Below are 26,136 nucleotides of genomic sequence, written 5' to 3'. Positions count from 1 at the left end.
GCCCTGAGGTTCGCCGCCCGCTCCGACGTGGGCATGGTGCGTGCCAAGAACGACGACTCCGCCTACGTGGGCCGGTACCTCGCCGTCGTCGCCGACGGCATGGGCGGACACGCCGGGGGCAACGTGGCCTCCGCATCCACCGTCCTCGACCTCGTCCACCTCGACCACGGCGCCCACCGCGGCAAGGCCGCCACCCACCTGGCCGACGAGATCCAGACCGCCAACTCGCTGCTGTCCGAACTCGTCGCCACCAACCCGCAGCTCGCGGGCATGGGCACCACCGTGACGGCGATCCTGCTCGAGGACGCGAAGCTGCAGCTCGCCCATATCGGCGATTCGCGGGCCTACCGCCTCAAGGACGGGGTCTTCGCCCAGGTCACCACCGACCACACCTTCGTCCAGCGCCTCATCGACGAGGGACGCCTCCGGCCGGAGGAGGCGGAGATCCACCCGCACAAGAACGTGCTCATGCGCGTTCTCGGCGACGTCGACGCGAGCCCAGAACTGGACCTGGAGGAATTCGACGCCGAGCCCGGTGAACGCTGGCTGCTCTGCTCGGACGGCCTGAACGCGGTGCTCAACGACCGCATCGTCGAGCAGGTCATGCGGGAGACGAGGGACATCCGGGCGTGCGTGGACACGCTCGTCGAGCTCACCCTCGCGGGCGGCTCGCCGGACAACATCACCATCGTGGTCGTCGAGGTCATCGAGGCGGACGACGACGACGCCGTGCCCCCGGCCGTGATCCCTCCTGCGCGGCAGGCCGCCGGTGAACGCGACAAGCCCGGCGACGCGGCCGCGGCGCACGAGATCGACCGGAACGGGGATCTCCCCGGCGCCGCGATCCGCGCCGACGTCATCCGCCAGGACCTCCTCACCCGGCCCCATGTCCTCGTGGGATCCGCGGCCCTCGCCACGGAGACCGGCCAGATCCCCATCGTGACCCAGCGCTCCACCGAGCGCCGCGCGGCGATGATGCTCACGCACAAGGCCGAGCCCGAGAACGGCGAGGCCGGGGAGGACTCCGGCCAGGAGACGGGACGGCCGAGACGGCGCTGGCTCGTCCCGGCGTTCCTGTCCCTCATGACCCTCATCCTCGTGGCGGTGCTCGGCCTCGGCTACACGTGGACGCAGACCCGCTACTACGTGGCCGAGGCGGAGAACCGTGTCGCCATCTTCACCGGCGTGCCCCAGACGGTGGGGCCCATCCACCTCAGTGAGCTCTACGAGATGACCGACATCCCCGTCTCCAACCTTCCCCAGTACCAGCGGTCGCAGGTGGCCAAGACGCTTCCCGCGGCCGGCCTGGAGGAGGCGGAGAGGATCGTCAGCGATCTGCGCAGCGAACTGCGGGCCGTGACCTGCGACCCCCCGGTCGCGGGGACCACCGCGTCTCCGGGCCCGTCCGGGACCGCGGGAGCATCCGCCGGACCGGCGCCCTCCCCGACCGCGGGAGCATCCGGCTCGGCGGCGCCCTCGCCGAGCGCCTCACCGGCTCCGTCGGGGGAGGCGTCGCCGACAGCGTCACCGACCGCCTCACCGACAGCGTCGGCGGCTCCCTCGCCGCAACCGAGTCCGTCCCCTGCCATCGACTGTGGAGGTGCAGCCAATGAGTGACGTCCTGACCGTGCCGCGGTCGCGGCGCAACATCGAGCTCGTGCTGCTGGTCCTGGCCCTCGCCGTGGCCGTCGGCGCCAACTACCTGGCCGGGATCGGGCGGGAGGAACCGTTCAACGACTACTTCTGGTCGACCGCCCTGACGCTCGGCCTGATGAGCCTGTTCATCCACCTCATCCTCCGATTCCGGGCGAAATATGCCGATCCGGTCATTCTTCCCCTGGTCGTCGCACTGAACGGGATCGGGCTGGCGATGATCCACCGCCTCGACCTCTCCGCCGCCGCGGCCTCCGGCTTCACCCCCGTCGCCCCGCAGCAGGTGCTCTGGACGGCCGTGGCCATCGGCGCGGCCGCGGTCCTGCTGATCCTGTTCCGGGACCACCGGATCCTCCGCCGGTTCACCTACATCTCCCTGATCGTCAGCGCCATCCTGCTGCTGCTGCCCCTGACGCCCCTCGGCCTCGAGATCAACGGCGCACGCATCTGGATCTCCGTGGGGGTGGGCACCTTCCAGCCCGGCGAGATCGCCAAGATCACGCTGGCAATATTCTTCGCCGGGTATCTTTCGACGAACCGCGATCTGATCCTGCTGGCCGGCAAGAAGATCGGACCCCTGCAGTTCCCGCGCTTCCGGGACCTCGCCCCCATGGCGGCGGCCTGGCTGGTCAGCATCGGCGTGCTGATCTTCCAGCGCGACCTCGGATCCTCGATCCTCTTCTTCGGCCTCTTCATGGTCATGATCTACGTCGCGACGAGCAGGGTCAGCTGGGTGCTGATCGGCCTCGCGATGATCGGGGCCGGCGTCTTCGTAGCACTGGAGCTGTTCAGCCACGTCGCGCTCCGCTTCGATTCCTGGATCAACGCCTTTTCACCCGAGGTGTACGACCGCGCGCCGGGCGGGAGCCGCCAGGTGGTGCAGGGCCTCTTCGGCCTCGCCAACGGCGGCCTGATCGGCACGGGATTCGGTGAGGGGCGCCCGGACCTCGTCACCTATGCCAACAGCGACATGATCATCGCGGCGCTGGGCGAGGAGCTCGGACTCATCGGGGTCGTCGCCATCGTGATGATGTACGTCATCCTGGTGTCCCGCGGGATCCGTGCCGCGCTCGGTACGAAGGACGGCTTCGGGAAGCTGCTCGCGTGCGGCCTCTCCTTCACCATCGCCCTGCAGTGCTTCGTGGTCATCGGCGGCATCACCCGACTGATCCCCCTCACCGGACTCACCACGCCGTTCATGTCCGCGGGCGGGTCCTCCCTGCTGGCAAACTGGCTCATTGTGGCCCTGCTCCTGCTGATCTCCGAGACGGCGCGGCGCCCGACGCCGACGGGGCCCATGAAGGATTCGTTCCCCGAGGTGCTCGGGGTGAACGGGAAGCCCGTGAAGAAGAGGTCCGAGAAGGAGGCAACCCGATGAACCAGGCCATCCGCAGTGCGTGGGTCGTGGCAGTCGGCATGTTCGCCCTCATCCTCGGCGCGCTCACCTACGTGCAGTTCTTCCAGGCGGAGGAACTGAACAACAACGACTGGAACAGCCGCCAGCTGTACCAGGACTTCGGCCGGCAGCGGGGCGCCATCCTGGTCGACGGGCGCGCCATCGCCGAGTCCGTGCCCTCCGAGGACGAGTTCAACTACCAGCGTGTCTACACCGACCCCGAGCTGTACGCCCACCTGACGGGCTACTACTCCCTGTCGCTGGGGTCCACGCAGCTCGAGCGCGACCAGTCGGAGATCCTCTCCGGCACCAGCAGCTCCCTGTTCTACGACCGGGTGGTGCGGCTGTTCTCGGGCGTCGACTCCCAGGGGGCGTCCGTCGAGCTGACGATCGACCCGGAGATCCAGCAGCTCGCCTCGGACCTCATCCCCGACGGGCAGCGCGGTTCGATCGTGGTCATGGAACCCTCCACCGGCAACATCCTCGCGATGGTCTCCAAGCCGACCTTCGACCCGAACCTCCTCTCGGGCCACGACACCGCCGTGATCGCGGAGAACGCCGCGCGGCTCTCCGAGCAGCCGGGCCTGTCCATCTACTCGAATCCCGCCACGGAGTCACTCGTCGCGCCGGGATCGGTCTTCAAGCTGATCGACGCCGCCGCGGCCCTCGAGTCCGGGAAGTACGACGCCCGGTCGGAAATCCCGAACCCGGCCGCCCTGGAGTTCCCCGGCATCGACTACGCGCTGCCCAACTTCGTGACCGGAGGGTGCGCCAGCAGGACGACGGCGGACCTCGAGTTCGCGCTGGAACAGTCCTGCAACACCCCCTTCGCGCAGATCGCCCTGGATCTCGGCGAGGAGGCCCTCCAGGAGCAGGCCGCCAAGTTCGGTTTCGGCGAGGAACTCACCATTCCCACGCAGGTGATCGCGAGCAGCTTCCCCTCGGACCTGACGGGACCCGAACTCGCGCAGTCCGCCATCGGGCAGTTCGACACGCGCGTCACACCCCTCCAGATGGCCATGGTGTCCTCCGCGATCGCCAACGACGGGCAGCTGATGAAGCCGCAGCTCGTCAAGTCGATCCGCGCGGCCGACCTCGAACTGATCGAGTCGCCCCAGCCCGAGGTGCTCCGGCAGTCGGTCAGCGGGTCGACGGCGACCCAGCTCACCGACTGGATGGTGAACGTCGTGGACAACGGCACGGCGACCGGGGCGCAGGTCCCGGGCGTCGAGGTGGCCGGCAAGACGGGCACCGCGGAGGTCTCCGAGACCGGTGACAACGCCTGGTTCACCGGGTTCGCGCCGGCGGACGACCCGCAGGTGGCCATTTCGATCGTGATGGAGAACGTGGACATCCCTACTGGTCAGCAATTGACCTCACCCAGTGCCAAGAGACTCATAGAGGCGGTGTTGAACAGATGAGGCCCACGTCAGGAATCACCCTGGGCGGCAGATTCGAACTGACCGAGCGCATCGCCATCGGCGGTATGGGCGAAGTCTGGAAGGCGCGGGACCAGATCCTCGGGCGCGTCGTCGCGATCAAGATCCTCAAGGAGGAGTACTCGGGCGACCCGGCCTTCCTCAACCGCTTCCGGGCCGAGGCGCGCCACACGGCCCTGCTGAACCACGAGGGCATCGCCAACGTCTTCGACTACGGCGAGGAGGCGGGCTCGGCCTATCTCGTCATGGAACTCGTGCCGGGGCAGCCGCTGTCCGCGGTGATCGAGAAGGAGCAGGTCCTCTCGCCCGACCGCACCCTCTCGATCATCGGGCAGACCGCCACGGCCCTCGCCGTCGCGCACCGGCAGGGTCTCGTGCACCGCGACGTGAAGCCCGGCAACATCCTCGTGATGCCCGACGGGCGGGTGAAGATCACGGACTTCGGGATCGCCCGGCTCGCCGACCAGGTTCCCCTGACGGCCACCGGTCAGGTCATGGGGACGGCGCAGTACCTCGCGCCCGAGCAGGCCACCGGCCAGCCCGCCACCGGCTCCTCCGACATCTACGCGCTCGGCGTCATCGGGTACGAACTGCTGGCCGGACGCCGGCCGTTCTCCGGCGAATCACAGATCGCCATCGCCCTGGCGCAGGTCAACGACGCGCCTCCGCCCCTGCCCGAGTCCATCCCGCGGCCGGTCCGCGCCCTCATCGGTTCCATGCTCGGCAAGGACCCTGCCGAGCGTCCGCGCGACGCCGAGTCGCTCGCGCGTGCCGTCGACGCGATCCGCGCCGGGAACATCCGCGCCGCCGAGGCGGCCGTACCCGGGATGCTCGCCTTCGGCACCGGGGTCGGCGCCGCGACGGCCGCCATCCCCCGCCAGGACACCCAGGCCACCACCGCGGTCCCGGCGCCGAGCACGTCCGCCCTGCCCACCGTGGCGGCTCCCGCGGCCGCCGGAGCCGCGGCAGGAGCAGCGGCAGGTATCGCCGCGTCCCGGGACTGGTCCCAGGAGGACCTCGACGCCACGGAACCGGACCAGCCGTACCGGCGGGACGAGGAGAACCGCCGGAGCCCCTGGCTGATCCCGCTCATCGTCCTGCTCCTGCTGGCGCTGGCCGCGATCGCCTTCCTGATCCTCCAGCCCCTGCTGGCGGGCGACCCGGACAGCGTGCCCGTCGAGACGAGCACGTCCGCGAGCGCCACCCCCTCGCAGTCCAGCACGCCCACGCCGTCGCCGTCGCCGTCGTCCACCTCGCCGGCCCCGTCCCCGAGCACCACGGAGGCGGCCGAGGTGGTCATCACGCCGAGCCAGTACCTGGGCCGGGCGGAGGCCGAGGTCGCCGCGGAACTCGGCTCGCTGGGCTTCCGTGTCATCACCCAGCGTGAGCCGTCGGCGGAGATCGCCGAGGGCTATGTCATCGGGATCGACCCCGTGGGCACCCTCAGCCCCGGCGAGACCATCACCGTGACGTCGTCGGCCGGGCCCGAGCAGGCCACCGTGCCGGCCGGCCTGCAGGGACGCACCGTCGCCGACGTCGAGGCCGCTCTCGTGGACCTGGGCCTGGTGCCCGTCAACACGGGCTCCCAGGAATCGCCGCTGCCGGCCGGTACGGTCGTGTCCGTCAGCCCCGGCGCCGGGACCGTCCTGACGGCGGGGTCGAACGTCGGCTACATCGTCTCCTCCGGCCCGCCACCCACCCAGGCGCCCACCACACCGCCGCCGAGCCCGTCGGCGTCGCCCACGGCGACCCCCACCTCGTGATCCGCACGAACCGGAGCCGGGAAGGCGCGGAGTGATGACCACCGACCGCATCCTGAACGGGCGGTACGAGGTACGCGAGCTGATCGGGCGCGGCGGCATGGCCGACGTGCACCTCGGCCGCGACCTCCGCCTGGGGCGGTCGGTCGCCATCAAGGTGCTCCGCGCGGACCTGGCGCGCGATCCGCTGTTCCAGTCGCGGTTCCGCCGGGAGGCCCAGGCCGTGGCGGGGCTCAACAACCCCAACATCGTGGCCGTGTACGACACGGGCGAGGAGGAGATCCCCGACCGGCCGGAACACGAGGTCAGGGTCCCGTTCATCGTCATGGAGTACCTCGCCGGGCGGACGCTGCGCGATCACGTGAAGGCCGGCGACCTCACGGCCGAGGACAGCATCACCTACCTGGCCGGTGTCCTGGGTGCCCTCGACTACAGCCACAAGGCGGGGATCGTCCACCGCGACATCAAGCCGGCCAACGTCATGATCACGCCCGACGGCGGGGTGAAGGTCATGGACTTCGGCATCGCCCGCGCCATGGCCGATTCCCAGGCCACGATGACGCAGACGCAGGCCGTTCTCGGCACGGCGCAGTACCTCTCGCCCGAACAGGCCCGCGGCGAGACCGTGGACGCCCGCAGCGACCTGTACTCGGCGGGCTGTCTGCTGTTCGAACTGCTCACCGGCCGGCCGCCCTTCCTGGGGGACAGTCCCGTGTCCGTCGCCTACCAGCACGTGCGGGAGGAACCCCCCGCCGCCAGCAGCCTCAACCCCGAGGTGACGCCGGCCCTCGACTCCGTCCTCGCCCGGGCACTCCAGAAGGACCGCGGCCACCGCTTCCAGGACGCCCTCACCTTCCGCCGGGCACTGCTCGACGCCGCCCGCGGCATCCCCGTGCCCGGTGCCTCGGGCATGCCGACGGCGGAACTGGACACGACGGCGCCCCGCACCCGTGCCGGCGTCGCGGGTACCGCTGCGTTCGCCGCCGATCCGCACACGCGCGCGATGGACAGGGTCGCGGGGCAGGCCCTGCCGTACAGCCCGGAGGACGACGACGGGCGGCTCGACGTCCTGGGGACGGACGACACCGTGGACCCGCGGCAGGACCGGCGACGCAGGTCCTCGAGGACCGCCTGGATCACCGTCTTCTTCGTGGCTGTCCTGCTGGTGCTCGCGGGCGGTTACGTGGTCCTGAACAACGTCGCGGACGACCGCGGCTCCCAGGAGGCCGTGACGGTCAGCGTGCCCGGGCTCGTGGGTCTGACCGAGGCGGATGCCACCGACGCCATCGTGGACGCCGGGCTGAGGCCCTCGACCGACGAGGAGTTCAACGCGACCGTGGAGGAGGGTGACGTCATCGCCTCCGATCCCGCTGCGGGGACGTCCGTGGACCCGGAATCACGCGTCAACATCACCGTCTCACGGGGACCGGCCAACGTGGTGCTGCCCGGCACACTCGCCGGGCTCACCGAATCGTCGGCCCGCGACGCGCTCGAGGAGCTCGGCCTGCGGGGCGGGCAGGTCACGGAGGAAACCAGCGCCGACGTCGCCGAGGGCAGGGTCATCACCACGAGCCCGCAGGCGGGCCAGTCGGTGCCGGTCGGCAGTGCGGTGGACCTGGTGCTGTCCAACGGGAAGGTGACCGTACCCCTGCTCACGGACCTCACGCTCGAGCAGGCTCAGGCCCTGCTGGCCGACCCGGCGGTGAAGCTGCCGTCCTCGGTGCGCGAGGTGGAGAACAGCGTCGTCGCTCCGGGCATCGTCACCGCGCAGTCCGCACAGGCACGGTCCGAGGTGGACCAGGGCACCGAGATCGTGCTCACGGTCGCGAAGGCACCGCCGGCCGCGCCGGCACCCGAGCCCCCCGCCATACCGACCGCCCAGCCGACCGAGGGCACCGGCGAACAGTCCGTCCCGCGTCCCACCGAGGGCGACGACTAGGACCTGCCCGGCCGTCGTTCCCGGCTTTCGCGGCGCTGCAGCCGGGAACCCGGCGCGTCACGTCCGGACACGCATCGGCCGGCCGGTAACCGGGAACGAGGGCGGCTACCGCGCGATGAGCGGGCTGAGCCCTGCGGCGGTGGCCGCGGCTCCCTCGAGCCCGAGGGACTCCAGCCAGTTGCCCAGCATCCGGTAGCCGCCCTCGGTCAGCACCGACTCCGGGTGGAACTGCACGCCGCACAGGGGTGCCGTCCTGTGCTCGAGACCCATGATGATGCCGCTGGCCGTCCGTGCGGTGACGGTGAGCTCGGCCGGGACGTCGTCGCTCACCGCTGCCAGCGAGTGGTAGCGCGTCGCCGTGACGGGGGAGGGCAGTCCGGCGAAGACGCTCGTCGCGTCGTGTTCCACGAGGGACGTCTTGCCGTGCATGAGCTCCGGTGCGTGCGTCACGGTACCGCCGTAGGCCTCGGCGAGTGCCTGGTGGCCGAGGCAGACCCCGAGCATCGGCTTGCCGTGGTCGCCGCACCACCGGATGAGGTCGACGCACACGCCTGCCTCGGCGGGCGTGCCCGGACCCGGGGAGATGAGCACCCCGTCGCGGGATGCGGCCATCTCCTGCGCCTCGGCGAGGGTGACGTCGTCGTTGCGGACCACGGTCGTCTCGGCGCCGAGTTCCTGCAGGTAGCCGACCAGCGTGTAGACGAAGCTGTCGTAGTTGTCGACGACGAGGATGCGGGTGGTGTCAGCCATGAGCTAGGGGGAACCAATCGTTGAATCTGTGAGCGGGTTGAACTGGGAGACCCAGGGGAACACGAAGACCATGAGCACCATGACGGCCGCGAGGACCAGGACCACGGACAGGATGATGCGCATCCAGAGCGGACCGGGCAGGGCCCGGAAGATCCATCCGTACATCCGTGCTACCCCTGTCCTGCCGCGCGGGCCACGTTCTCCGCGATCTCGGGGGGTGGACCCGCGTCGGCGGGGCGCCAGGACTCCAGCACCGAGTACGCAATGATACGCTCCTGGGCGCCGAAGCGCGGATTGCAGCTGGTCAGGGTCAGGATCCTGTCCACGGGCCGTGCGTCCGGCTGGGTGGGCACCGGCGCGATCACGTCGGCGCGGTCGGGCAGGACGATCTCGGTGTTCCGGAAGACATAGGTGTAGTACCCGTCGCGTGTCTGGACGTAGACGCGGTCCCCCGGGACCAGTGTGTGGATCTGGTCGAGCACCTGGCCGTGGGTCTGGCGGTGACCCGCCAGCGCGAAGTTGCCCACCTCGCCCGGCGCTCCCGTCCCCGGGTAGTGGCCGAGCCCGAGGTTGTCGAGCACGTCGGTGCCGACGCCGGCCGTGACGGGCCGCGAGTAGTTCTCACCGAACCGGGGGATGTAGACCACGCCGAAGGTACCCACGAGATCCTGCTGCGGGAGGACGGCGGGCTCACCGAAGTCCTCGGGTCGGGGCACGTCCGATCCCTGGCCGGAGGCATCGGGGGCCGTGACGGGCGGTGCGTCGGAGAAGAACCCCTCGAGGGCCTGCTCCTGCTTGATACCGGAGTCGATGTTGGTCCACCAGAGCTCCCAGCCCACGAAGAGCAGCAGCACGATGCCGGCGGTGACCAGGAGTTCCCCGAACACCTGTCCGACCAACTGGAGCGGCGTACGGCGCGGGCGCGCCCGTGCGGGGCGTCGCACGCCGCGGTCGGGCGCGGCGTCCATGGTCGACCTGGCCACTACCGCTCCTGCCGCTGGGTGCACCGGTACCCGACCGATCTTGGCTAGAATCGTTCGGAGAACCGGCCGGATGAAATTCTCTCCACAGGATAACCTGCGGGGAGGAGCGCGTCGGGGCCGCCACCGAACCACCGGTGCCACTGACCCCAGTCGCACCCCGTCGAGGAGAACCCGTGCCTGAGTCGAAGCCCCGCAAGAGAGCCGGTGCCGCCGCGGCGCCCGCCGCGAAGTCGCAGCCCACACCGAACCCGGTCTGGTACAAGCCGGTGATGTTCGGGCTCATGATCATCGGCCTGCTGTGGATCATCACGTTCTACATCTCCGAGGCCACCCTGCCGGTCGCCGCCTGGGGATCCTGGAACATCCTCGCCGGCTTCGGTATCGCGATCGTCGGCTTCCTGATGACGACGCGCTGGCGCTGACCCCGCACGGAGTGCGGGCGGGGACGGTCGAGGAGCTCTGTACACACGCTGTGTATGAAGTTATCCACAGATGTGCATGGGATTGTTGATCATTCGGTGATCACCGCGAGATTCCGGGCCCCGCTTATCCACAGATGTGGAATTACATGTGTGTAAGTTATCCCCCGTGTGGATAAGGGTTGTGGAAAACGACGAAGGAGCCGGTCCGCAGGGACCGGCTCCTTCGTCTTCGCAGTGCTAGATCGGGAGGCGCGCGACGCCCACGACGGTCAGCAGGGCCAGCAGCACGACGACGCCGCCCAGACCGAGCACCTGCGTCCTCGCCTGCCGGCTCCCGCGCGGCGCATAGGCGATGGCCGCCGCACACGCGGCACCCGCCACGAGGCCGCCGAGGTGGGCCTGCCAGGCGATGCCCGGCACCACGAACCCGAGCACCGCGTTGATCGCGATCAGGACGACGATCTGGCGGACGTCACCGCCTCGCTTGCGCTGGACGATGAGGAGCGCCCCGAAGAGTCCGAAGACGGCGCCGGATGCTCCGACGACCCCCTGGAGCGGGTTCCCGGTGAGCAGCAGGACGCCGATCGACCCGCCGAGGGCCGAGATGAGGTACAGCGCGAGGAATCGCGCCCTGCCCATCGCGGGCTCCAGCACCTTGCCGAGGATGTACAGCGCGTACATGTTGAAGGCGATGTGCAGGAACGAGCGCTCCGAGTGGAGGAAGGCGGCTGTGAGCATCCGCCACGGCTCCGCCGGGATCACGCCCCCGGCACCGGCGGTGAACACGGGCGCGTAGGTGAACGAACGGGTGATCCCGGGGATCACGAGCTGCAGGAGGAACACCACCACGCAGAGCCCGATGAGCGTGTAGGTCACTACGGGGGTGTCCCCGCGCGCGACGCCGCCAAAGGCGTTCTTGCGGGCCGGCGTGGCGGCGGCCTGCTCACGGACGCAGTCGACGCACTGGAACCCGACCGCGGCCGGACGCTGGCACTCGGCGCAGGCCGGACGGCCGCACCGCTGACACCTCACATAGCTGACGCGATCCGGATGCCGGGGGCAGACCGGCGCCTCCTGGCTGCCGGCGTCGGGCGCAGGGACACCGTAGGACATTCGGTTAGAGCTGTTCCACGGTGATGCTCTCGATGACGACGTCGTCGAGGGGCTTGTCCCTCATGTCCGTGGCGATGGCGTTCAGCTTGTCGACCACCTTGCGGGATTCCTCGTCGGTGACGTCGCCGAAGATGGTGTGCTTGCCCTGCAGCCAGGTGGTGGGCACGGAGGTGATGAAGAACTGCGAACCATTGGTGCCGCGTCCGCCCTGGAGACCCGCGTTGGCCATGGCCAGCTTGTAGGGCTCGTTGAAGGTCAGGTCGAGGTTGATCTCGTCGTCGAACTTGTAGCCCGGTCCTCCGATGCCCTGACCGAGGGGATCGCCGCCCTGGATCATGAAGTCCTTGATGATGCGGTGGAACACCGTGCCGCTGTAGAGGGGCGCGTTGCTCTCCTCGCCGGTCTGCGGGTGGGTCCATGTGATCTCACCCGTCGCGAGGCCCACGAAGTTCTTCACCGTCTTCGGGGCATGATTGCCGAAGAGGTTCACCTCGATGTCGCCCTGGTTGGTGTGGATGGTCGCTTTTGCTGTGGGAATAGCAGTCATTGGGCCATTCTTCCACGCGGCCCCTGACAATAAGCTGGAGTGGTCCCATTCCGCGCACAGTGAAACGGACACCGCGAAACACGGCCCGGGAACCGCACCTGCGCCCGCATCGGATAGCACCCCCCACGCATGCAACGTAGGCTGATCAAAACGAACAACCACCCCCTGGAGGTTTTTGTGAAGAAGAACGTACGCAACACCCATGAGCTCGAGGAGGGCGTTGCTCTCGGACTGGCAGCAGCCGCCGGAGTAGCAGCAGCACGGGACTGGGCGGCACCGCGCGTCGATGCCGCCTACGGCTGGGCGAAGCCCCGCTGGGAGAAGGGCCTGGAGACCGCGAAGCCCGCTCTGCAGGACACCGTCCGCAAGGCCTCGGAGGGGATCGCCGGAGGCGTCGCCGTCGTGACGCCCATCCTTCAGGAGAGCATCGACAAGGTGGGCTCCTCGATCACCCACGCGATCGACGAGACCACCCCGAAGATCCAGGGCACCCTCGACAAGGCGACCCCTGCCCTGACCACCGCGAAGGGCAAGGTCGTCGACGAGTACCTGCCGGCCCTGTCGACCCGGCTCGGCGAGGCAGCCGACTCGGCGTCCCGCTCCCTGGCGGCCGCCACTGTGCCGCCGGCCGTGGAGAACGCCGTGATCCGCGTGACCGGTGACAAGAAAGCCGTCAAGAACGCCCAGAAGCGCCTGGTCGCCGCGACCATGCAGGCGTCGAAGGACCTGAAGAAGAGCAAGGCCCGCAAGTCCGGGAAGGGCTGGCTGGTCTTCGGCATCATCGCGGCCGCGATCGTCGCGGGAGTCGCTGCGTGGCGCGCGTCCAGGCCCGTCGAGGATCCCTGGAAGACCCCGGCCCCGATCAAGGCCACCGCGGGCCCGGCATCGACCCAGAAGCCGCAGGACGCGAAGAATGCCGTGATCAGCATCAAGGAAGCAGCGGACCGTGCCGCGGCGTCGTCCGGCGAGGTCCCGGCCGCCACCGCCAATACCGACCCTGCCGCATCGCCGTCAGCATCGGACACCGCCAAGGGCACCGACGGCGCCAAGCACGCCGCGGAGCCCACGGAGGACCCGAAGGTCTGATCGCCGAGCTCGAGGAAGGAACCCCCGGCATTGTGCCGGGGGTTCCTTTTTTTCGTGCCCTCGTATTCCATGTTGAACATATGCTTCAAGCGGTACTACTCTCCGCCGAGGCCCGGCGGTGGACCGGCGGCGGCCTCCTCGGCCAGGGATCGACGCGACCTGCGCCGCTGCTGCCCGCGGATCACGACGGCGAGGCCGACGAGGATCAGTGCCAGTCCGCCGTAGGTGCCTGCAGGGAGCGTCTCGTCGAGGAAGACGGCCGCGAGGATCGCCGCTCCGGGGATCTCGAGCAGGATGATCATGGAGACGACCAGCGGACTCATCACGGCGAGCAGATGGTTGAACACCGAGTGGCCCATGATCTGCGCCATCAGGGTCACCGCGAGGATCCCCACCCAGGCCGCGGTGGAGAAGCCGACGACGGGTTGGCGTGTGACGATGCACAGCACCAGCAGGATCACGGCGCAGGCCCCGTAGCAGAGCGTCGTGTAGGTGCCCGTGGACATCGTCCGGCGCGCAGCGGCTCCGGCCATCTGGTAGACCCCGGCCAGGGCGCCCCCCGCGAGGGCGAGGACGTCCCCCAGGAGCGCGTCCGGGGAGAGGGAGAGATCGAACCCGGTGATGATCACGACGCCGACGAACGCCACCCCCAGCCCAGCGACCACCGCCCGCTGTGGCCGGGAGCCCCGCAGCGCGTCGAACAGGGCGATCCACGCGACCTGGAGACATACGAGGGCCGTGGCCGCGGCGACGGAGGTGAGCTTGAGCGCGGTGATGAAGCACGCGAAGTGCAGGGCCAGGGCCACGGCGGCGACGGCCAGCCGCCGGCAGTCCGCAGCGGTGAGCGCTGCGAACTCCGCTCTCTTGGACACGGCGGCCGGACCTCCCATGAGGAGTGCGCCGAGCAGGTTGCGCCAGAACGCGATCGCGAGGACCGGGGCGGCGGTCGCCGCCATGATCGGCCCGGAGGCCGAGACCCCGATGACACCGAGGATCGAGAGGAAGATGGTCACGCGGCAACCCTAGGGCACGCCGCGGGCAACTCTGCAATGCACCCGCCAACGCAGGAAGTCCCGGTCGATGACCGGGACTTCCGTCGGTGGAGGCACGGGGACTCGAACCCCGAACCCCCTGCTTGCAAAGCAGGTGCGCTACCAATTGCGCCATGCCCCCGAGTGGAACCCTGTCCGGCTCGTCCGCCGGGCGTGGGTTCCTTGCTACGCTATGTCGTCCGTCGCGTTGCTCCAGACGCTCTTGCTCTTCTCTGAATCCTGCCACCGCTTGAACACGAGGAGACTTGCTGCAGCCGCTGCCGCGATGAGCAACTTCTTCACATTCGTCTCCTTGCAGTTCCCTGAGATGGTGGATCCGTGGGCGTACCAGGACTTGAACCTGGGACCTCTTCGTTATCAGCGAAGCGCTCTAACCGCCTGAGCTATACGCCCCGATACCTCTTCGGGCCGAGATACGACTTTACAGTAGTGCCTCGGCATTCTTCAAATCGCCCATGGGCGCCGAAGGGGCCGGTCTCCTAGTCGTCGGTCAGCGTGACGCCGATACCGCCGACCAGGGTGGACGAGATGTTGTACAGCACGGCGGAGAGCATGGCCAACGCCGTCAGGAGTACCACGTTCACCACCGCGATGATGGTCGCGAAGGACAGGACCTGCGGCAGCGAGGCGAACTGGCGGAGGTCGAACCCGCCGCTCTCCGACCCTGCGATCTCGCGCAGGAGCGCGTTGACGCCGTCGAAGATGCCCGTGAGGTCCAGGACCGTCCAGATCACGAAGGACGCGACGACGGTCACGATGCCGAGCGCGACCGAGAGCAGGAAGGACATCTTGAGCACGGACCAGGGATCCACCTTGCTGACGAGCAGCCGGGCCTTGCGGGCCTTGGCCTTCGGAGCCGGCTTCACGAGCCCCGGGCGCGGCGCGGGACGCCCTGCCTGGCCACCGGCCGAGGCCGGGCGCTGCGTCGGGCGTGCGGGGGCATTCACGCGCGGAGGAGCACCGGGCGTCCGCACTTGTCCGCTGGTGGACCGCGGGTTGGTGTTGGCCGAGCTCACTCAGTACCTCCGTGTTCCGGCGACTCAGCGTCAGGCTCAGCCGTTTCCTCTGTCGACAACCGTACTTCATCGGCTGTGAACTCCGCAGGATCCTGCTGCGGCGTCACGGTGTCGATGACGTCGACGTCGGGGCTCGCCTCCGAAGGGTCCTCGATGAGTCCCTCCTCGACGGCGACACTCCGCTCGCTGTTCCGGGCGACCGCGATGATGCGGTCGGTCTTGTCGGGCTTCGCGAAGATCACGCCCATGGTGTCGCGGCCCTTCGCAGGCACACCGGCGACGGCGGAGCGGACGACCTTGCCGCCGCCCATGACCACCAGCACCTCGTCCTCCTCCTGCACCACGAGGGCGCCCACGAGGTCGCCGCGCTCCTCGGCCAGCTTGGCGACCTTGATACCGAGTCCGCCGCGGCCCTGCACACGGTAGTCGTCGACCCTCGTCCGCTTCGCGAAACCGCCCTCGGTCACGATGAACACGAAGGAGTCGTCGGAGACCACATTGGCCGCGAGCAGTTCGTCGTCGTCGCGGAACTTCATGCCGGTCACGCCGGAGGTGGCGCGGCCCATGGGTCGCAGGGCGTCGTCATCGGCCGTGAAGCGGAGCGACTGCCCCTTGCGGGAGACCAGCATGATGTCGTCCTCGCTCGAGACGAGCTGGGCGGAGACGAGCTCGTCGTTGTCGCGGAGGTTGATGGCGATCACCCCGGCGGTGCGGTTGGTGTCGTAGTCCTCGAGCCGCGTCTTCTTCACCAGTCCGCGCTTCGTGGCGAGCACGAGGAAGGGCGACTGCTGGTAGTCGCGCAGATCCAGGACCTGCGCGATGGTCTCGTCGGGCTGGAAGGCGAGCAGGTTCGCGACGTGCTGGCCCTTCGCGTCGCGTGCCGCCTCCACGAGCTCGTACGCCTTCGCGCGGTACACGCGGCCGAGGTTGGTGAAGAACAGCAGCCAGTGGTGGGTGGTGGTCACGAAGAAGTGCTCGACGACGTCATCGCCGCGCAGCTGCGCACCCTTGATGCCCTTGCCGCCGCGGGCCTGCTGGCGGTAGTTGTCGCTGCGGGTGCGCTTGACGTATCCGCCGCGGGTGATGGTGACGACCATCTCCTCCTCGGGGATCAGGTCCTCCATGCTCATGTCGCCGTCGTAGCCCATGAGGATCTCGGTGCGGCGGTCGTCACCGAACTTCGCGACGATGTCCGCCAGCTCGGTGCTGACGATCCCGCGCTGCACGTCCTCGGAGGCGAGGATGCGGTTGAACTCGGTGATCATGGATTCGAGTTCCGCGTGGCGGTCCTGGATCTTCTGCCGCTCGAGGGCCGCGAGGCGCCGCAGCTGCATGTCGAGGATGGCCCTCGCCTGCAGCTCGTCGATGGAGAGCAGACCCATCAGGCCGATCCGGGCTTCCTCGGTGGTCGCCGATGCTCGGATCAGGGCGATGACCTCGTCCAGGGCGTCGAGGGCCTTCAGCAGGCCGCGCAGGATGTGCGCCTCCTCCTCGGCCTTGCGCAGCCTGTAGCGGGTGCGGCGCACGATGACCTCGAGCTGGTGGGTCACCCAGTGGCGGATGAACGCGTCGAGGCTCAGGGTGCGGGGGACGTCGTCGACGATCGCCAGCATGTTCGCGCTGAAGTTGTCCTGCAGCTGCGTGTGCTTGTAGAGGTTGTTGAGCACCACCTTGGCGACGGCGTCACGCTTCAGCACGATCACGAGGCGCTGGCCCGTACGGCCCGACGTCTCGTCGCGCAGGTCGGCGATGCCGCTGATCTTGCCGTCCTTGACGAGTTCGGCGATCTTGATCGCCAGGTTGTCGGGGTTGGCCTGGTAGGGCAGTTCCGTGACGACGAGGCAGGTGCGGTTCTGGATCTCCTCGACGTTGACGACCGCGCGCATCGTGATGGAGCCGCGGCCGGTCCGGTAGGCGTCCTCGATGCCCTTGTGCCCGAGGATCTGCGCACCGGTGGGGAAGTCGGGTCCCTTGATGCGGGCGATCAGGGCCTCGAGCAGCTCCTCCTTCGTGGCGGCCGGGTTCTCGAGGTACCACTGGACTCCGTCAGCCACCTCCCGCAGGTTGTGCGGCGGGATGTTGGTGGCCATGCCCACGGCGATGCCGGAGGATCCGTTGACGAGCAGGTTCGGGAACCGGGACGGCAGGATGGTCGGTTCCTGGTTCTTGCCGTCGTAGTTGTCCTGGAAGTCGACGGTCTCCTCGTCGATGTCCCGCACCATCTCCATGGCGAGCGGGGCCATCTTCGTCTCGGTGTATCGGGGGGCCGCCGCGCCGTCGTTGCCGGGCGAGCCGAAGTTCCCCTGGCCGAGCGCGAGGGGGTACCGCATGGTCCAGTCCTGGATCAGGCGGACCAGGGCGTCGTAGATCGCGGAGTCGCCGTGCGGGTGGTACTGGCCCATGACCTCGCCGACCACGCGGGCGCACTTGTTGAAGGAGCGCTCGGGACGGTAGCCGCCGTCGAACATCGCGTAGAGGACGCGCCGGTGGACCGGCTTCAGCCCGTCGCGGACGTCGGGGAGCGCCCGGCCCACGATGACCGCCATCGCATAGTCCAGGTAGGACCGCTGCATCTCGGTCTGCAGGTCCACCTGCTCGACGCGGTCCGTCAGGACCTCGCCCTCGATGGGTTCGTCCGGTCCGTTGCCGGTGATGTCGTCACTCATGAATCAGTTCCGTTCGTCATGTTTTTCCCGCAGTAATGGCGAATCCGAGCGAGGGTGGCTCGGCGTTCTGTGTAGGCGCTTTAATATTCGCGAGGAACGAGCGAATTTCGTTGCGCCGGCAGAATGCCGGTGCCGACCCGTCAGATATCGAGGAAACGCACGTCCTTGGCGTTCTGCTGGATGAAGTTGCGGCGGGACTCGACGTCCTCGCCCATGAGCACCGAGAACACCTGGTCCGCGGCGGCCGCGTCGTCCATGGTGACCTGGAGCAGTGTGCGGTGGTCCGGGTCCATGGTGGTGTCCCACAGTTCCGTGTAGTCCATCTCGCCGAGGCCCTTGTAGCGCTGGATCCCGTTGTCCTTGGGCAGGCGCTGGTTGTTGGCCAGGCCCATCCTGATGACCTCGTCGCGTTCGCGGTCGCTGAACACGTAGTCGTGCTTGGCGTTGGACCACTTGATCCGGTACAGCGGCGGCTGCGCGAGGTACACGAAGCCGTTCTCGATCAGCGGCCGCATGTAGCGGAACAGGAGGGTCAGCAGCAGGGTCGTGATGTGCTGGCCGTCCACGTCGGCGTCGGCCATGAGCACGATCTTGTGGTACCGGGCCTTGTCCACGTCGAAGTCCTCGCCGATCCCCGCGCCGAACGCGGTGATCATGGCCTGGACCTCGCTGTTGCCGAGGGCACGGTCGAGGCGGGCCCGTTCGACGTTCAGGATCTTCCCGCGCAGGGGGAGGATGGCCTGGGTCTCGGGGTTGCGCCCGCGGACGGCCGAACCGCCGGCCGAGTCGCCCTCCACGATGTAGATCTCGGACCGCGAGGGGTCCTTGGACTGGCAGTCCTTGAGCTTGCCGGGCATGCCACCGGACTCCAGCAGTCCCTTGCGCCGGGTGGACTCGCGCGCCTTGCGGGCCGCGAGGCGCGCCTGCGACGCCTGGATGGACTTGCGGATGACGTCGCGCGCGGGCCCGGGATTGCGCTCGAGCCAGTCGCCGAGCTGGTCGGTGACGACGCGCTGCACGAATCCCTTGACCTCGGAGTTGCCGAGCTTCGTCTTCGTCTGGCCCTCGAACTGGGGTTCGGAGAGCTTCACGGAGATGACGGCCGTCAGGCCCTCGCGGATGTCGTCACCCGTGAGGTTGTCGTCCTTCTCCTTGATGATGTTCTTCTCACGCGCATAGCGATTGATCAGGGTCGTCATGGCGGCGCGGAATCCCTCTTCGTGGGTGCCGCCCTCGTGCGTGTTGATCGTGTTGGCGTAGGTGTGGACGCTCTCCGAGTAGGCGGAGGTCCACTGGAGCGCGATCTCCACGGACATCGTCCGGTCCGGCGTCTCCGTCTCGAAGGCGATGACGTCGGGGTGGACCACCTCGACGCGCTTCGAGGAGTTCAGGTGGTGGACGTAGTCGAGCAGTCCGTTCTCGTAGAGGTAGACGACCTCGCGGTGCTTCGGCGTGGAATCCTCGCCGGTCTCCGCCGTGACCTCGTCCTCGACCTCGTCGACGTGCTCGTCGACCAGGGTGATGCGGAGGCCCTTGTTGAGGAAGGCCATCTGCTGGAAACGTGCGCGCAGCGTCTCGAAATCGAACTCGGTGGTCTCGAAGATCGTGTCGTCCGGGTAGAACGTCTGGGTGGTCCCCGTCTCAGAGGTCTCCTCACCCTTGCGCAGCTCGCCCACGGGCTTGCCGCCGTCCGCGAACGTCTGGCGCCACACGTGGCCCTGGCGGCGTACCTCGGTCTCGACGCGCTTGGACAGGGCGTTGACGACGGAGATACCGACGCCGTGCAGGCCGCCCGACACCGCGTAGCCGCCACCACCGAACTTGCCGCCGGCGTGGAGGATGGTCATGACGACCTCGACGGTGGGACGCCCCTCGGTGGGGTGCATGTCCACGGGGATGCCGCGCCCGTTGTCGACGACCTTCACGCCGCCGTCGGTCTGGAGCGTGATCTCGATGTGGTCGCAGTAGCCGGCAAGGGCCTCGTCCACCGAGTTGTCCACGACTTCGTAGACGAGGTGGTGGAGACCGCGCGGGCCGGTGGAGCCGATGTACATGCCCGGCCTCTTGCGGACCGCTTCCAGTCCTTCCAGGACCGTGATCTCACTGGCGCCGTAGGCGTGCTCGGTCGCAGCCTCCAGAATCGGGGACTCGCCCTCGCCGATCAACACATCACTTGCATTCAACTCGTTCTCGTGTGCCACAGGCGTAGACGGCTCCTCAGCTGGATAGACCACATCAATCTCCTACTATTCTACCCTGCGGATGGTTGCGGGAGCGCACCAACCGCCTCTCACCGGCCAATAAACCGGGTTCAGAGCCCACGGCGGGTCCTTCCATGAGGACCGATACGCCGGGGGGACCCCCGATTGCGCTACAGGCCGTCCAGAGGACCGGCGGCTACGCTGTCAGCTCACCCGTAGGTGTCGCGTGGACCTCGCCCCTTGACTGTGCGTCCACCCTTGCGCCAACTCGGCGCCGCGGGCCCGACGACGGAGAGGCGCTTCACGACGCCGGCGCCCAGCTCGGCCTCGAATCGCTGGAGCACCTGCGGGGTGATCAGCCGCAGCTGCGTCGCCCAGGCGGTCGAATCGCAGCGGACGAGCACCGTGTCGGCGTCGAAGCTCTCGGGCACGCAGTGTGCGGCGATGTCCGCCCCGACGATCTCGTCCCAGCGCGTCAGCACTGACCCGATGGCCACGGGGGACTTCCAGCCGCGCTCCGCGAGCATCCGAGAGAACACGTTCCCCACGCCTTCCGGGTCGCGTCCCCCGTAGACCGGCTCGGGTGAGTACCGGCGCCGGGACGTCTTCCCCTGCTGCTTCGGTGCCGGACCGCGGGGGGTGCCCCGGGCCTCGGATGCGCTGCGCAGCCGGTTGAGGAGGGCCTGGGGAGCATCCTGTTCGGGGAAGTCCTCGGCCTCCGGCCGGGCCCCGCCGTCGGAGTCATCGGGACCACGGGACTCCTCCGTGCCGCGGCGCCGTGGTACCCGCCGCTCCCCGTCCGGCCCCGCGGTGTCCTCCGGGCGGTCCTCAGGCATGAGCGTCTCCGGCGGTGGGGGCCGCCGTCTCGTCCCCGGCGGGCGGACCGTCCTCGTCGGGGCCGTCGTCGTCCGCCGGTCCGGCATCCGCTCCGGCCAGGGCGCCCGGGACCACGCGGATCTGACGGCCCAGGAGTGCCGCGGGGATGTCGTCGCCCACGGCCGCCGTGACCAGCACCTGTTCGGCCGGCGCCACGATGGCGGCGAGGCGCGTGCGGCGCTGCGTGTCGAGTTCGGCGAAGACGTCGTCGAGGATCAGCACGGGGTCGCCGCCGGGCGTGTGGTCCTCCTCGAGCAGCAGGTAGTAGGAGGCGAGGCGCAGGGCGAGGGCCATGGACCAGGTCTCCCCGTGCGAGGCGTATCCCTTGACCGGTGCCTGGCCCAGCAGGAGCCCCAGTTCGTCACGGTGCGGACCCACGAGCGAGATGCCGCGGTCCAGCTCCTTCTTCCGGTGGCGGAGGAGGCTCTCGACGAACAGTGCGGTGAGGGCCGGCAGGTCGAGGTCGCGCAGCCCGTCGGCGGATCCGGGATGGGCGGTCTCCGCGCCGTCGTCGTCCACGGTGTGCCCGGACGACGAGACGGACGAGACGTAGGCGATGTCGGCGGTCTTCGATCCGTCCGTCAGCTCCTTGTAGGCGCGCTGGACATGGGGTCGCAGCTGGTCGACGAGGACGAGCCGTGCGGACAGCAGCCGCGCCCCGGCCTCGGCGAGGTGCTGGTCCCAGACGTCGAGGGTGGACTCGTGCCCGGTGGAGAACCGCCCGGCGGCCCGGGCCGACTTGAGCAGGGCGTTGCGCTGCTTCAGGACGCGCTCGTAGTCGGCCCGCAGTGCCGACTGGTGCGGCAGCAGGGACACCATGACTTCGTCCAGGTAGCGGCGACGCACGGAGGGATCGCCCTTGACCAGTGCCAGGTCCTCGGGGGCGAACAGCACGGTCTTCAGGATCCCGGCCGCGTCCCGGGCACGCACGGGGTTGGCCCGGTTGATCCGGGCGCGGTTCGCCGACTCCGCGTTGATCTCCACCTCGACGCCGGTGCGCTGGGTACCGCGGACGAAGCGGCCCCGGATGATCGCCCGGTCCTGGCCGAAGCGGATCAGCGGCCTGTCCGCGCTGACGCGGTGCGAGGACAGGGTGGCCAGGTACCCGATGGCCTCGACGATGTTGGTCTTCCCCACGCCGTTGGGCCCCACGAACACCGTGATGCCGGGTTCGATCGCCGTGTCGAGCTGTTCGTAGCTCCGGAACCCGGTGAGTGAGAGGTGCTCCACGTACACCGGGAGCTGCCTACTTCGGCTGGGCGGGCTTCACCGCGTGGCCACCGAACTGGTTGCGGAGCGCCGCCACCATCTTCATGGACGGCGAGTCCTCCTGCCGCGAGGTGAAGCGCGCGAAGAGCGCGGCGGTGATGGCCGGAGCCGGCACGGAGTTGGCGATGGCTTCCTCGACGGTCCACCGGCCCTCACCCGAATCCTCGACGAAACCGGCGATCTGCGACAGCCCCGGGTCCTCCTGCAGGGCCTTGACGAGGAGGTCCAGCAGCCACGACCGCACCACGGTGCCCTTCTGCCAGGCGGCGAAGGTGCCGTGGACGTCCTTGACGATGTCCTTGGCCTCGAGCAGCTCGTAGCCCTCGGCGTAGGACTGCATCAGGCCGTACTCGATCCCGTTGTGGACCATCTTCGCGTAGTGTCCGGCCCCCACATCGCCCACGTGGACGAAGCTCTCGGCGCGTTCGCCCTCGGGACGCAGGGCGTCGAAGACGGGCATGGCGCGTTCCACGTCGTCCTGCACGCCGCCGGCCATGAGGCCGTAGCCGTTCTCGAGGCCCCAGACCCCGCCGGAGACGCCGCAGTCGAGGAACCGGATGCCCTTCTGCGCCAGCAGCGCGGCGTGGATCTGGTCGTCCGTGAACTTGGAATTGCCACCGTCGATCACGAGGTCACCCTCGGACAGGGCCTCCGAGAGGTCCTTGATCACGGCATCGGTGATCTGGCCGGCGGGGACCATGACCCAGACGATGCGCGGCGCGGGAAGCGCCGCCACGAGTTCCTCGATGCTCTGCACGTCGGTGCGGTCGGGGTTGCGGTCGAAGCCGGTGACCTCGATGCCCTTGCCGCGGAGACGCTCCCTCATGTTGAATCCCATTTTGCCGAGTCCAATGAGGCCGATGTGCATGAGCTTCTCTTTCTGACGATGGGACCGACCGGCGATCCGGCCGGTCGGGATACCTGCCGGGGCTGCTACTGGTTGGGCAGCCGTACGGGCATCAGCAGGTACCTATAGTCTTCCCTGTCCTCGCCCGAGGCGTCATCCTGGGCCGAGATCACCGCGGGCTTGGGAGGTGAGGTAAAGGAGAACCGCACGTAGGGGCTGCTGAACGCGCCGAGGCCCTCGCTGAGGTAGTGCGGATTGAACGCGACCGTGATGTCGTCGCCGTCGAGGGTGGCCTCGATGGCTTCCGATGCCTGGGCGTCCTCGCCCGTGCCGGCGTCGAGGGTGACCTGGCCCTGCTGGAAGGCCAGGCGCACGGGGGTGTTCCGTTCCGCGACCAGCGAGACGCGCCGGACGGCCTCGACGAGCGTGCTCGTCTGCACGGTTGCGTGGATGGGGGTCTTGTCCGGGAAGAGCGAACGGATCTTCGGGTAGTCACCGTCGACCAGCAGGGAGGTGGTCCTGCGTCCGCCGGACTCGAAGCCGATGAGTTCGGAATCGTCGGACAGCGCGATGTTCAGGTCGCCGGCCCCGCCCAGTGTCTTCGCCACCTCGTTGAGCGTCTTCGCCTTGACGAGCGCGCTGGTCGAGATCCCGGGTGTGGACGGCTTCCAGGAGACCTCGCGGAGGGCGAGCCGGTACCTGTCGGTGGCCAGGAGGGTGATCAGGTCGTCCTCGATCTCCATCCGGACGCCGGTGAGGATCGGGAGGGTGTCGTCACGACTCGCCGCGATGATCACCTGCGAAACGGCCTGCGAGAATGCGTCGCCGTCGACCACACCGCTGACGGCGGGCAGTTTCGGCAGTTCCGGGTACTCGCCCTCGGGCATGGTGGCCAGGTTGAAGCGGCTGTTCCGGCACGTCAGGGTCACCTTGGACCCGTCGGTCGCGACCTCGACCGGTGCGGACGGAAGACTCCTGCAGATATCGGCGAGAAGACGGCCCGAGACAAGGATGGTGCCTTCCTCCAGGACGTCGGCCGCGATCTCGAGCCGTGCCGAGATCTCGTAGTCGAAACTGGCGAGGCTCAGTGAGCCGGACTCGGCCTTGATGAGCAGTCCCGCGAGGACGGGGACGGGAGGCCGGGGGGACAGCGATCGAGCGGTCCAGGACACAGCCTCCGCAAGTACATCCCGCTCAACTCTGAATTTCACGGAGCAGTGCCGCCTTTCGCCAGATCAAAAAAACAGCCCCCGGCGAATCACCGGCGGATGGTCGGGTCGGGGTCGTCCACGGAGGTGCCCGGGCACGGAAACCACAACCCTACTGCGTGACAGCTTAGCCGGGTTGCCGTCCGGCGCAGCAGGACGGGCAGCACGAGGCGAAGCAGGACGGGCCGGGCGGGGGACGAACGGAACGTGGAGTGTTATCTGAAGAACTTTTGAAGTTTAAGGTTCGTAGTGTTAATAACTGCTGTGGATACTGTGGATAAGTGCCCTGATCGCGGCTCCGGCGCGGATCCGGGCTGTGGATAACGTGTGAGGTCGGGCGACGGCCGGCTGGTGGCGACTGTGGGCGAAATCCTTGTCATTCTGCGGATCCACAGGCAGGACGGGGGTTTTCCTCAGGTTGAGGGCCGATCCGCCCCTGGTTATCCACAGCTGTGTCCACACCTGTTAATTACAGCCGTGGAATTCGGGTAGCGGTGCGGTCAGGCCTCGCGCTGCTTGTGCTTGATGCGGTTGGTGAGCTCCGTGACCTGGTTGAAGATCGCTCGGCGCTCCGCCATCAGCTCGCGGATCTTGCGATCCGCGTGGATGACCGTCGTGTGGTCCCGGCCCCCGAGCTCCTGCCCGATCTTCGGCAGGGACATGTCCGTCAGCTCCCGGCACAGGTACATCGCGATCTGCCGTGCCGTCACCAGCGTCCTCGTCCGCGACTTGCTGCAGAGTTCCTCCATGCTGATCTGGAAGTAGTCGGCCGTCTGCGCCATGATCACCGTCGACGTGATCTCCTGTGCGCCGTCGTCCGAGATGAGGTCCTTCAGGACGATCTCGGCCAGGTTCACGTCGACCGTCTGGCGGTTGAGGCTCGCGAAGGCGGTCACGCGGATGAGGGCACCCTCGAGTTCGCGGATGTTGGTGGCGATCTTCGAGGCGATGTACTCGAGGACGTCGTCGGGTGCGCTCAGGCTGTCGCTGATCGCCTTCTTCCGGAGGATCGCGATGCGCGTCTCGAGTTCCGGAGGCTGGATGTCCGTCAGCAGGCCCCACTCGAAGCGCGACCGCATGCGCTCCTCGAACCCGATCAGCTGCTTGGGCGGCATGTCGGAGGTGATGACCACCTGCTTGTTGTGGTTGTGCAGCGCATTGAAAGTGTGGAAGAACTCCTCCATCGTCCTGTCCTTGCCGGAGAGGAACTGGATGTCGTCGATGAGCAGGATGTCCACGTTGCGGTAGGTCTGCTTGAAGCTCGACCCCTCGTCGTCGCGGATCGAGTTGATGAAGTCGTTGGTGAACTCCTCGGAATTCACGTAGCGCACACGGATACCGGTATAGAGGTGCCGGGCATAGTGGCCGATGGCGTGGAGGAGGTGCGTCTTGCCCAGCCCGGAGTCACCGTAGATGAACAGCGGGTTGTACGCCTTCGCCGGCGCCTCCGCCACCGCGACCGCAGCTGCATGCGCGAAGCGGTTCGACGATCCGATCACGAACGTGTCGAAGATGTACTTGGGGTTGAGCCGCCCGAACTCCGAGGAGTTGCTGGGCGGCGTCGGGGACGGCTTGGTCTCGCCCTTCGGTTCCGGCGAGACCTGCACGGGCTCCTGCTCCGGGGTCTCCTCCCGGACGGGCGTGAGTTCGGGGTCGATGACGAACGCGCACTGGATGTCCTCGCGGAACACCTCGCGCAGTGCCTCGTCGAGGGCTCCCTTGAGCTGGGTCTGCAGGACCTCGCGGGTCAGCTCGTTCGGGACGGCGATGAGCATGGTGGTGCCGATCAGCCCCTGGGCCTGGGCCAGCACCATGAATCCCCGCTGGCGGGGTGTTACCCGATCGTCGTGTTCCAGGGTCCGGATGACTTTACGCCAGGAGCTCCCGACGTCATTGACCTCATCTGTACCCAC

22 protein-coding genes and 2 tRNA genes are annotated in these 26,136 nt (G+C 68.4%); 7 read left to right on the top strand and 17 right to left on the bottom strand.

All coding sequences use genetic code 11. The features are described from left to right. The first annotated feature begins 33 nt into the window (after positions 1-33). The 5 genes from V6S67_RS00120 to pknB are packed head-to-tail and all read left to right on the top strand — an operon-like array spanning position 34 to position 8,187. Entirely contained in the window at positions 34-1,617 is a 1,584-nt protein-coding gene (locus V6S67_RS00120; protein WP_334211476.1) for a PP2C family protein-serine/threonine phosphatase, read from the top strand. After that, a complete protein-coding gene (locus V6S67_RS00115) occupies positions 1,610-3,031 on the top strand; it encodes an FtsW/RodA/SpoVE family cell cycle protein (RefSeq protein WP_334208313.1) in 1,422 nt (473 codons plus the stop codon). Before V6S67_RS00120 ends, V6S67_RS00115 begins: the two co-directional genes overlap by 8 nt. Beyond that, complete coding sequence (locus V6S67_RS00110; RefSeq protein WP_334208312.1) at positions 3,028-4,470, top strand: peptidoglycan D,D-transpeptidase FtsI family protein; 1,443 nt, start codon at positions 3,028-3,030, stop codon at positions 4,468-4,470. Before V6S67_RS00115 ends, V6S67_RS00110 begins: the two co-directional genes overlap by 4 nt. Next, positions 4,467-6,251, top strand: a complete 1,785-nt coding sequence (locus V6S67_RS00105) for a protein kinase domain-containing protein (protein WP_334208311.1) — start codon at positions 4,467-4,469, stop codon at positions 6,249-6,251. Before V6S67_RS00110 ends, V6S67_RS00105 begins: the two co-directional genes overlap by 4 nt. A 34-nt stretch (positions 6,252-6,285) precedes the next feature. Then, on the top strand, positions 6,286-8,187 hold the full coding sequence (pknB, locus tag V6S67_RS00100) for a Stk1 family PASTA domain-containing Ser/Thr kinase (RefSeq protein ID WP_334208310.1): 1,902 nt from the start codon (positions 6,286-6,288) through the stop codon (positions 8,185-8,187). A 105-nt stretch (positions 8,188-8,292) separates the two neighbouring features. Here the strand turns inward: pknB and V6S67_RS00095 are convergent, their stop codons facing one another. The 3 genes from V6S67_RS00095 to V6S67_RS00085 are packed head-to-tail and all read right to left on the bottom strand — an operon-like array spanning position 8,293 to position 9,905. Beyond that, positions 8,293-8,937, bottom strand: a complete 645-nt coding sequence (locus tag V6S67_RS00095; protein WP_334208309.1) for an aminodeoxychorismate/anthranilate synthase component II — start codon at positions 8,935-8,937, stop codon at positions 8,293-8,295. A 3-nt stretch (positions 8,938-8,940) separates the two neighbouring features. Further along, positions 8,941-9,102, bottom strand: coding sequence for a hypothetical protein (locus tag V6S67_RS00090; RefSeq protein ID WP_334208308.1), 162 nt, complete (start codon positions 9,100-9,102; stop codon positions 8,941-8,943). Between the two features lie 5 nt (positions 9,103-9,107). Next, on the bottom strand, positions 9,108-9,905 hold the full coding sequence (locus tag V6S67_RS00085; RefSeq protein WP_442884841.1) for a class E sortase: 798 nt from the start codon (positions 9,903-9,905) through the stop codon (positions 9,108-9,110). Between the two features lie 188 nt (positions 9,906-10,093). Here V6S67_RS00085 and V6S67_RS00080 point away from each other — a divergent pair, with 188 nt between their 5' ends. Continuing rightward, on the top strand, positions 10,094-10,342 hold the full coding sequence (locus tag V6S67_RS00080; protein ID WP_334208306.1) for a cell division protein CrgA: 249 nt from the start codon (positions 10,094-10,096) through the stop codon (positions 10,340-10,342). A gap of 237 nt (positions 10,343-10,579) precedes the next feature. Here V6S67_RS00080 and V6S67_RS00075 read toward each other — a convergent pair whose 3' ends face one another. Together V6S67_RS00075 and V6S67_RS00070 are read right to left on the bottom strand one after the other, a co-directional pair. Next, positions 10,580-11,455 (bottom strand): rhomboid family intramembrane serine protease, encoded by an 876-nt coding sequence (locus V6S67_RS00075; protein WP_334208305.1) that lies wholly within the window; start codon positions 11,453-11,455, stop codon positions 10,580-10,582. 4 nt (positions 11,456-11,459) lie between these two features. Continuing rightward, positions 11,460-12,002 (bottom strand): peptidylprolyl isomerase, encoded by a 543-nt coding sequence (locus tag V6S67_RS00070; RefSeq protein WP_334208304.1) that lies wholly within the window; start codon positions 12,000-12,002, stop codon positions 11,460-11,462. A 177-nt stretch (positions 12,003-12,179) separates the two neighbouring features. Here V6S67_RS00070 and V6S67_RS00065 point away from each other — a divergent pair, with 177 nt between their 5' ends. Then, positions 12,180-13,088 carry a hypothetical protein gene (locus tag V6S67_RS00065; RefSeq protein WP_334208303.1) on the top strand — a complete coding sequence of 303 codons (909 nt, stop codon included), beginning with the start codon at positions 12,180-12,182 and terminating at the stop codon, positions 13,086-13,088. A gap of 95 nt (positions 13,089-13,183) precedes the next feature. On the opposite strand, the gene V6S67_RS00060 is transcribed toward V6S67_RS00065, so the two are convergent. The 12 genes from V6S67_RS00060 to dnaA all read right to left on the bottom strand — a co-directional run bounded on the left by V6S67_RS00060 (position 13,184) and on the right by dnaA (position 26,136). Beyond that, the gene (locus V6S67_RS00060; protein ID WP_334208302.1) at positions 13,184-14,101 is read right to left on the bottom strand and encodes a DMT family transporter; all 918 of its coding nucleotides are present in this window, start codon (positions 14,099-14,101) and stop codon (positions 13,184-13,186) included. Positions 14,102-14,188: 87 nt separating this feature from the next. Continuing rightward, a tRNA-Ala gene (locus V6S67_RS00055) sits at positions 14,189-14,261 on the bottom strand. A gap of 44 nt (positions 14,262-14,305) precedes the next feature. Then, a complete protein-coding gene (locus V6S67_RS00050; protein ID WP_334208301.1) occupies positions 14,306-14,422 on the bottom strand; it encodes a DLW-39 family protein in 117 nt (38 codons plus the stop codon). A 37-nt stretch (positions 14,423-14,459) separates the two neighbouring features. Further along, positions 14,460-14,533 (bottom strand) — tRNA-Ile (locus V6S67_RS00045). Between the two features lie 86 nt (positions 14,534-14,619). Further along, positions 14,620-15,156: a DUF3566 domain-containing protein gene (locus tag V6S67_RS00040; protein WP_334208300.1), complete on the bottom strand. Its 537-nt coding sequence runs from the start codon at positions 15,154-15,156 to the stop codon at positions 14,620-14,622. Then, a complete protein-coding gene (gyrA, locus tag V6S67_RS00035) occupies positions 15,153-17,822 on the bottom strand; it encodes a DNA gyrase subunit A (protein WP_334208299.1) in 2,670 nt (889 codons plus the stop codon). Before gyrA ends, V6S67_RS00040 begins: the two co-directional genes overlap by 4 nt. Before the next feature lie 140 nt (positions 17,823-17,962). Further along, a complete protein-coding gene (gene gyrB / locus V6S67_RS00030) occupies positions 17,963-19,990 on the bottom strand; it encodes a DNA topoisomerase (ATP-hydrolyzing) subunit B (RefSeq protein WP_334208298.1) in 2,028 nt (675 codons plus the stop codon). Positions 19,991-20,232: 242 nt separating this feature from the next. Then, positions 20,233-20,859 (bottom strand): DUF721 domain-containing protein, encoded by a 627-nt coding sequence (locus tag V6S67_RS00025; protein ID WP_334208297.1) that lies wholly within the window; start codon positions 20,857-20,859, stop codon positions 20,233-20,235. Further along, the gene (recF, locus tag V6S67_RS00020; protein ID WP_334208296.1) at positions 20,852-22,135 is read right to left on the bottom strand and encodes a DNA replication/repair protein RecF; all 1,284 of its coding nucleotides are present in this window, start codon (positions 22,133-22,135) and stop codon (positions 20,852-20,854) included. The genes V6S67_RS00025 and recF overlap by 8 nt, the downstream gene beginning before the upstream one ends. Positions 22,136-22,145: 10 nt before the next feature. Next, complete coding sequence (gnd, locus tag V6S67_RS00015; RefSeq protein WP_334208295.1) at positions 22,146-23,036, bottom strand: phosphogluconate dehydrogenase (NAD(+)-dependent, decarboxylating); 891 nt, start codon at positions 23,034-23,036, stop codon at positions 22,146-22,148. A gap of 65 nt (positions 23,037-23,101) precedes the next feature. Further along, positions 23,102-24,226: a DNA polymerase III subunit beta gene (gene dnaN, locus V6S67_RS00010; protein WP_334208294.1), complete on the bottom strand. Its 1,125-nt coding sequence runs from the start codon at positions 24,224-24,226 to the stop codon at positions 23,102-23,104. A 497-nt stretch (positions 24,227-24,723) separates the two neighbouring features. Continuing rightward, complete coding sequence (dnaA, locus tag V6S67_RS00005; protein WP_334208293.1) at positions 24,724-26,136, bottom strand: chromosomal replication initiator protein DnaA; 1,413 nt, start codon at positions 26,134-26,136, stop codon at positions 24,724-24,726.

This window comes from Arthrobacter sp. Soc17.1.1.1, from assembly GCF_036867195.1.
Taxonomy (GTDB): Bacteria; Actinomycetota; Actinomycetes; order Actinomycetales; family Micrococcaceae; genus Arthrobacter_D.
This window is presented reverse-complemented; position numbering and strand designations above follow the sequence as displayed.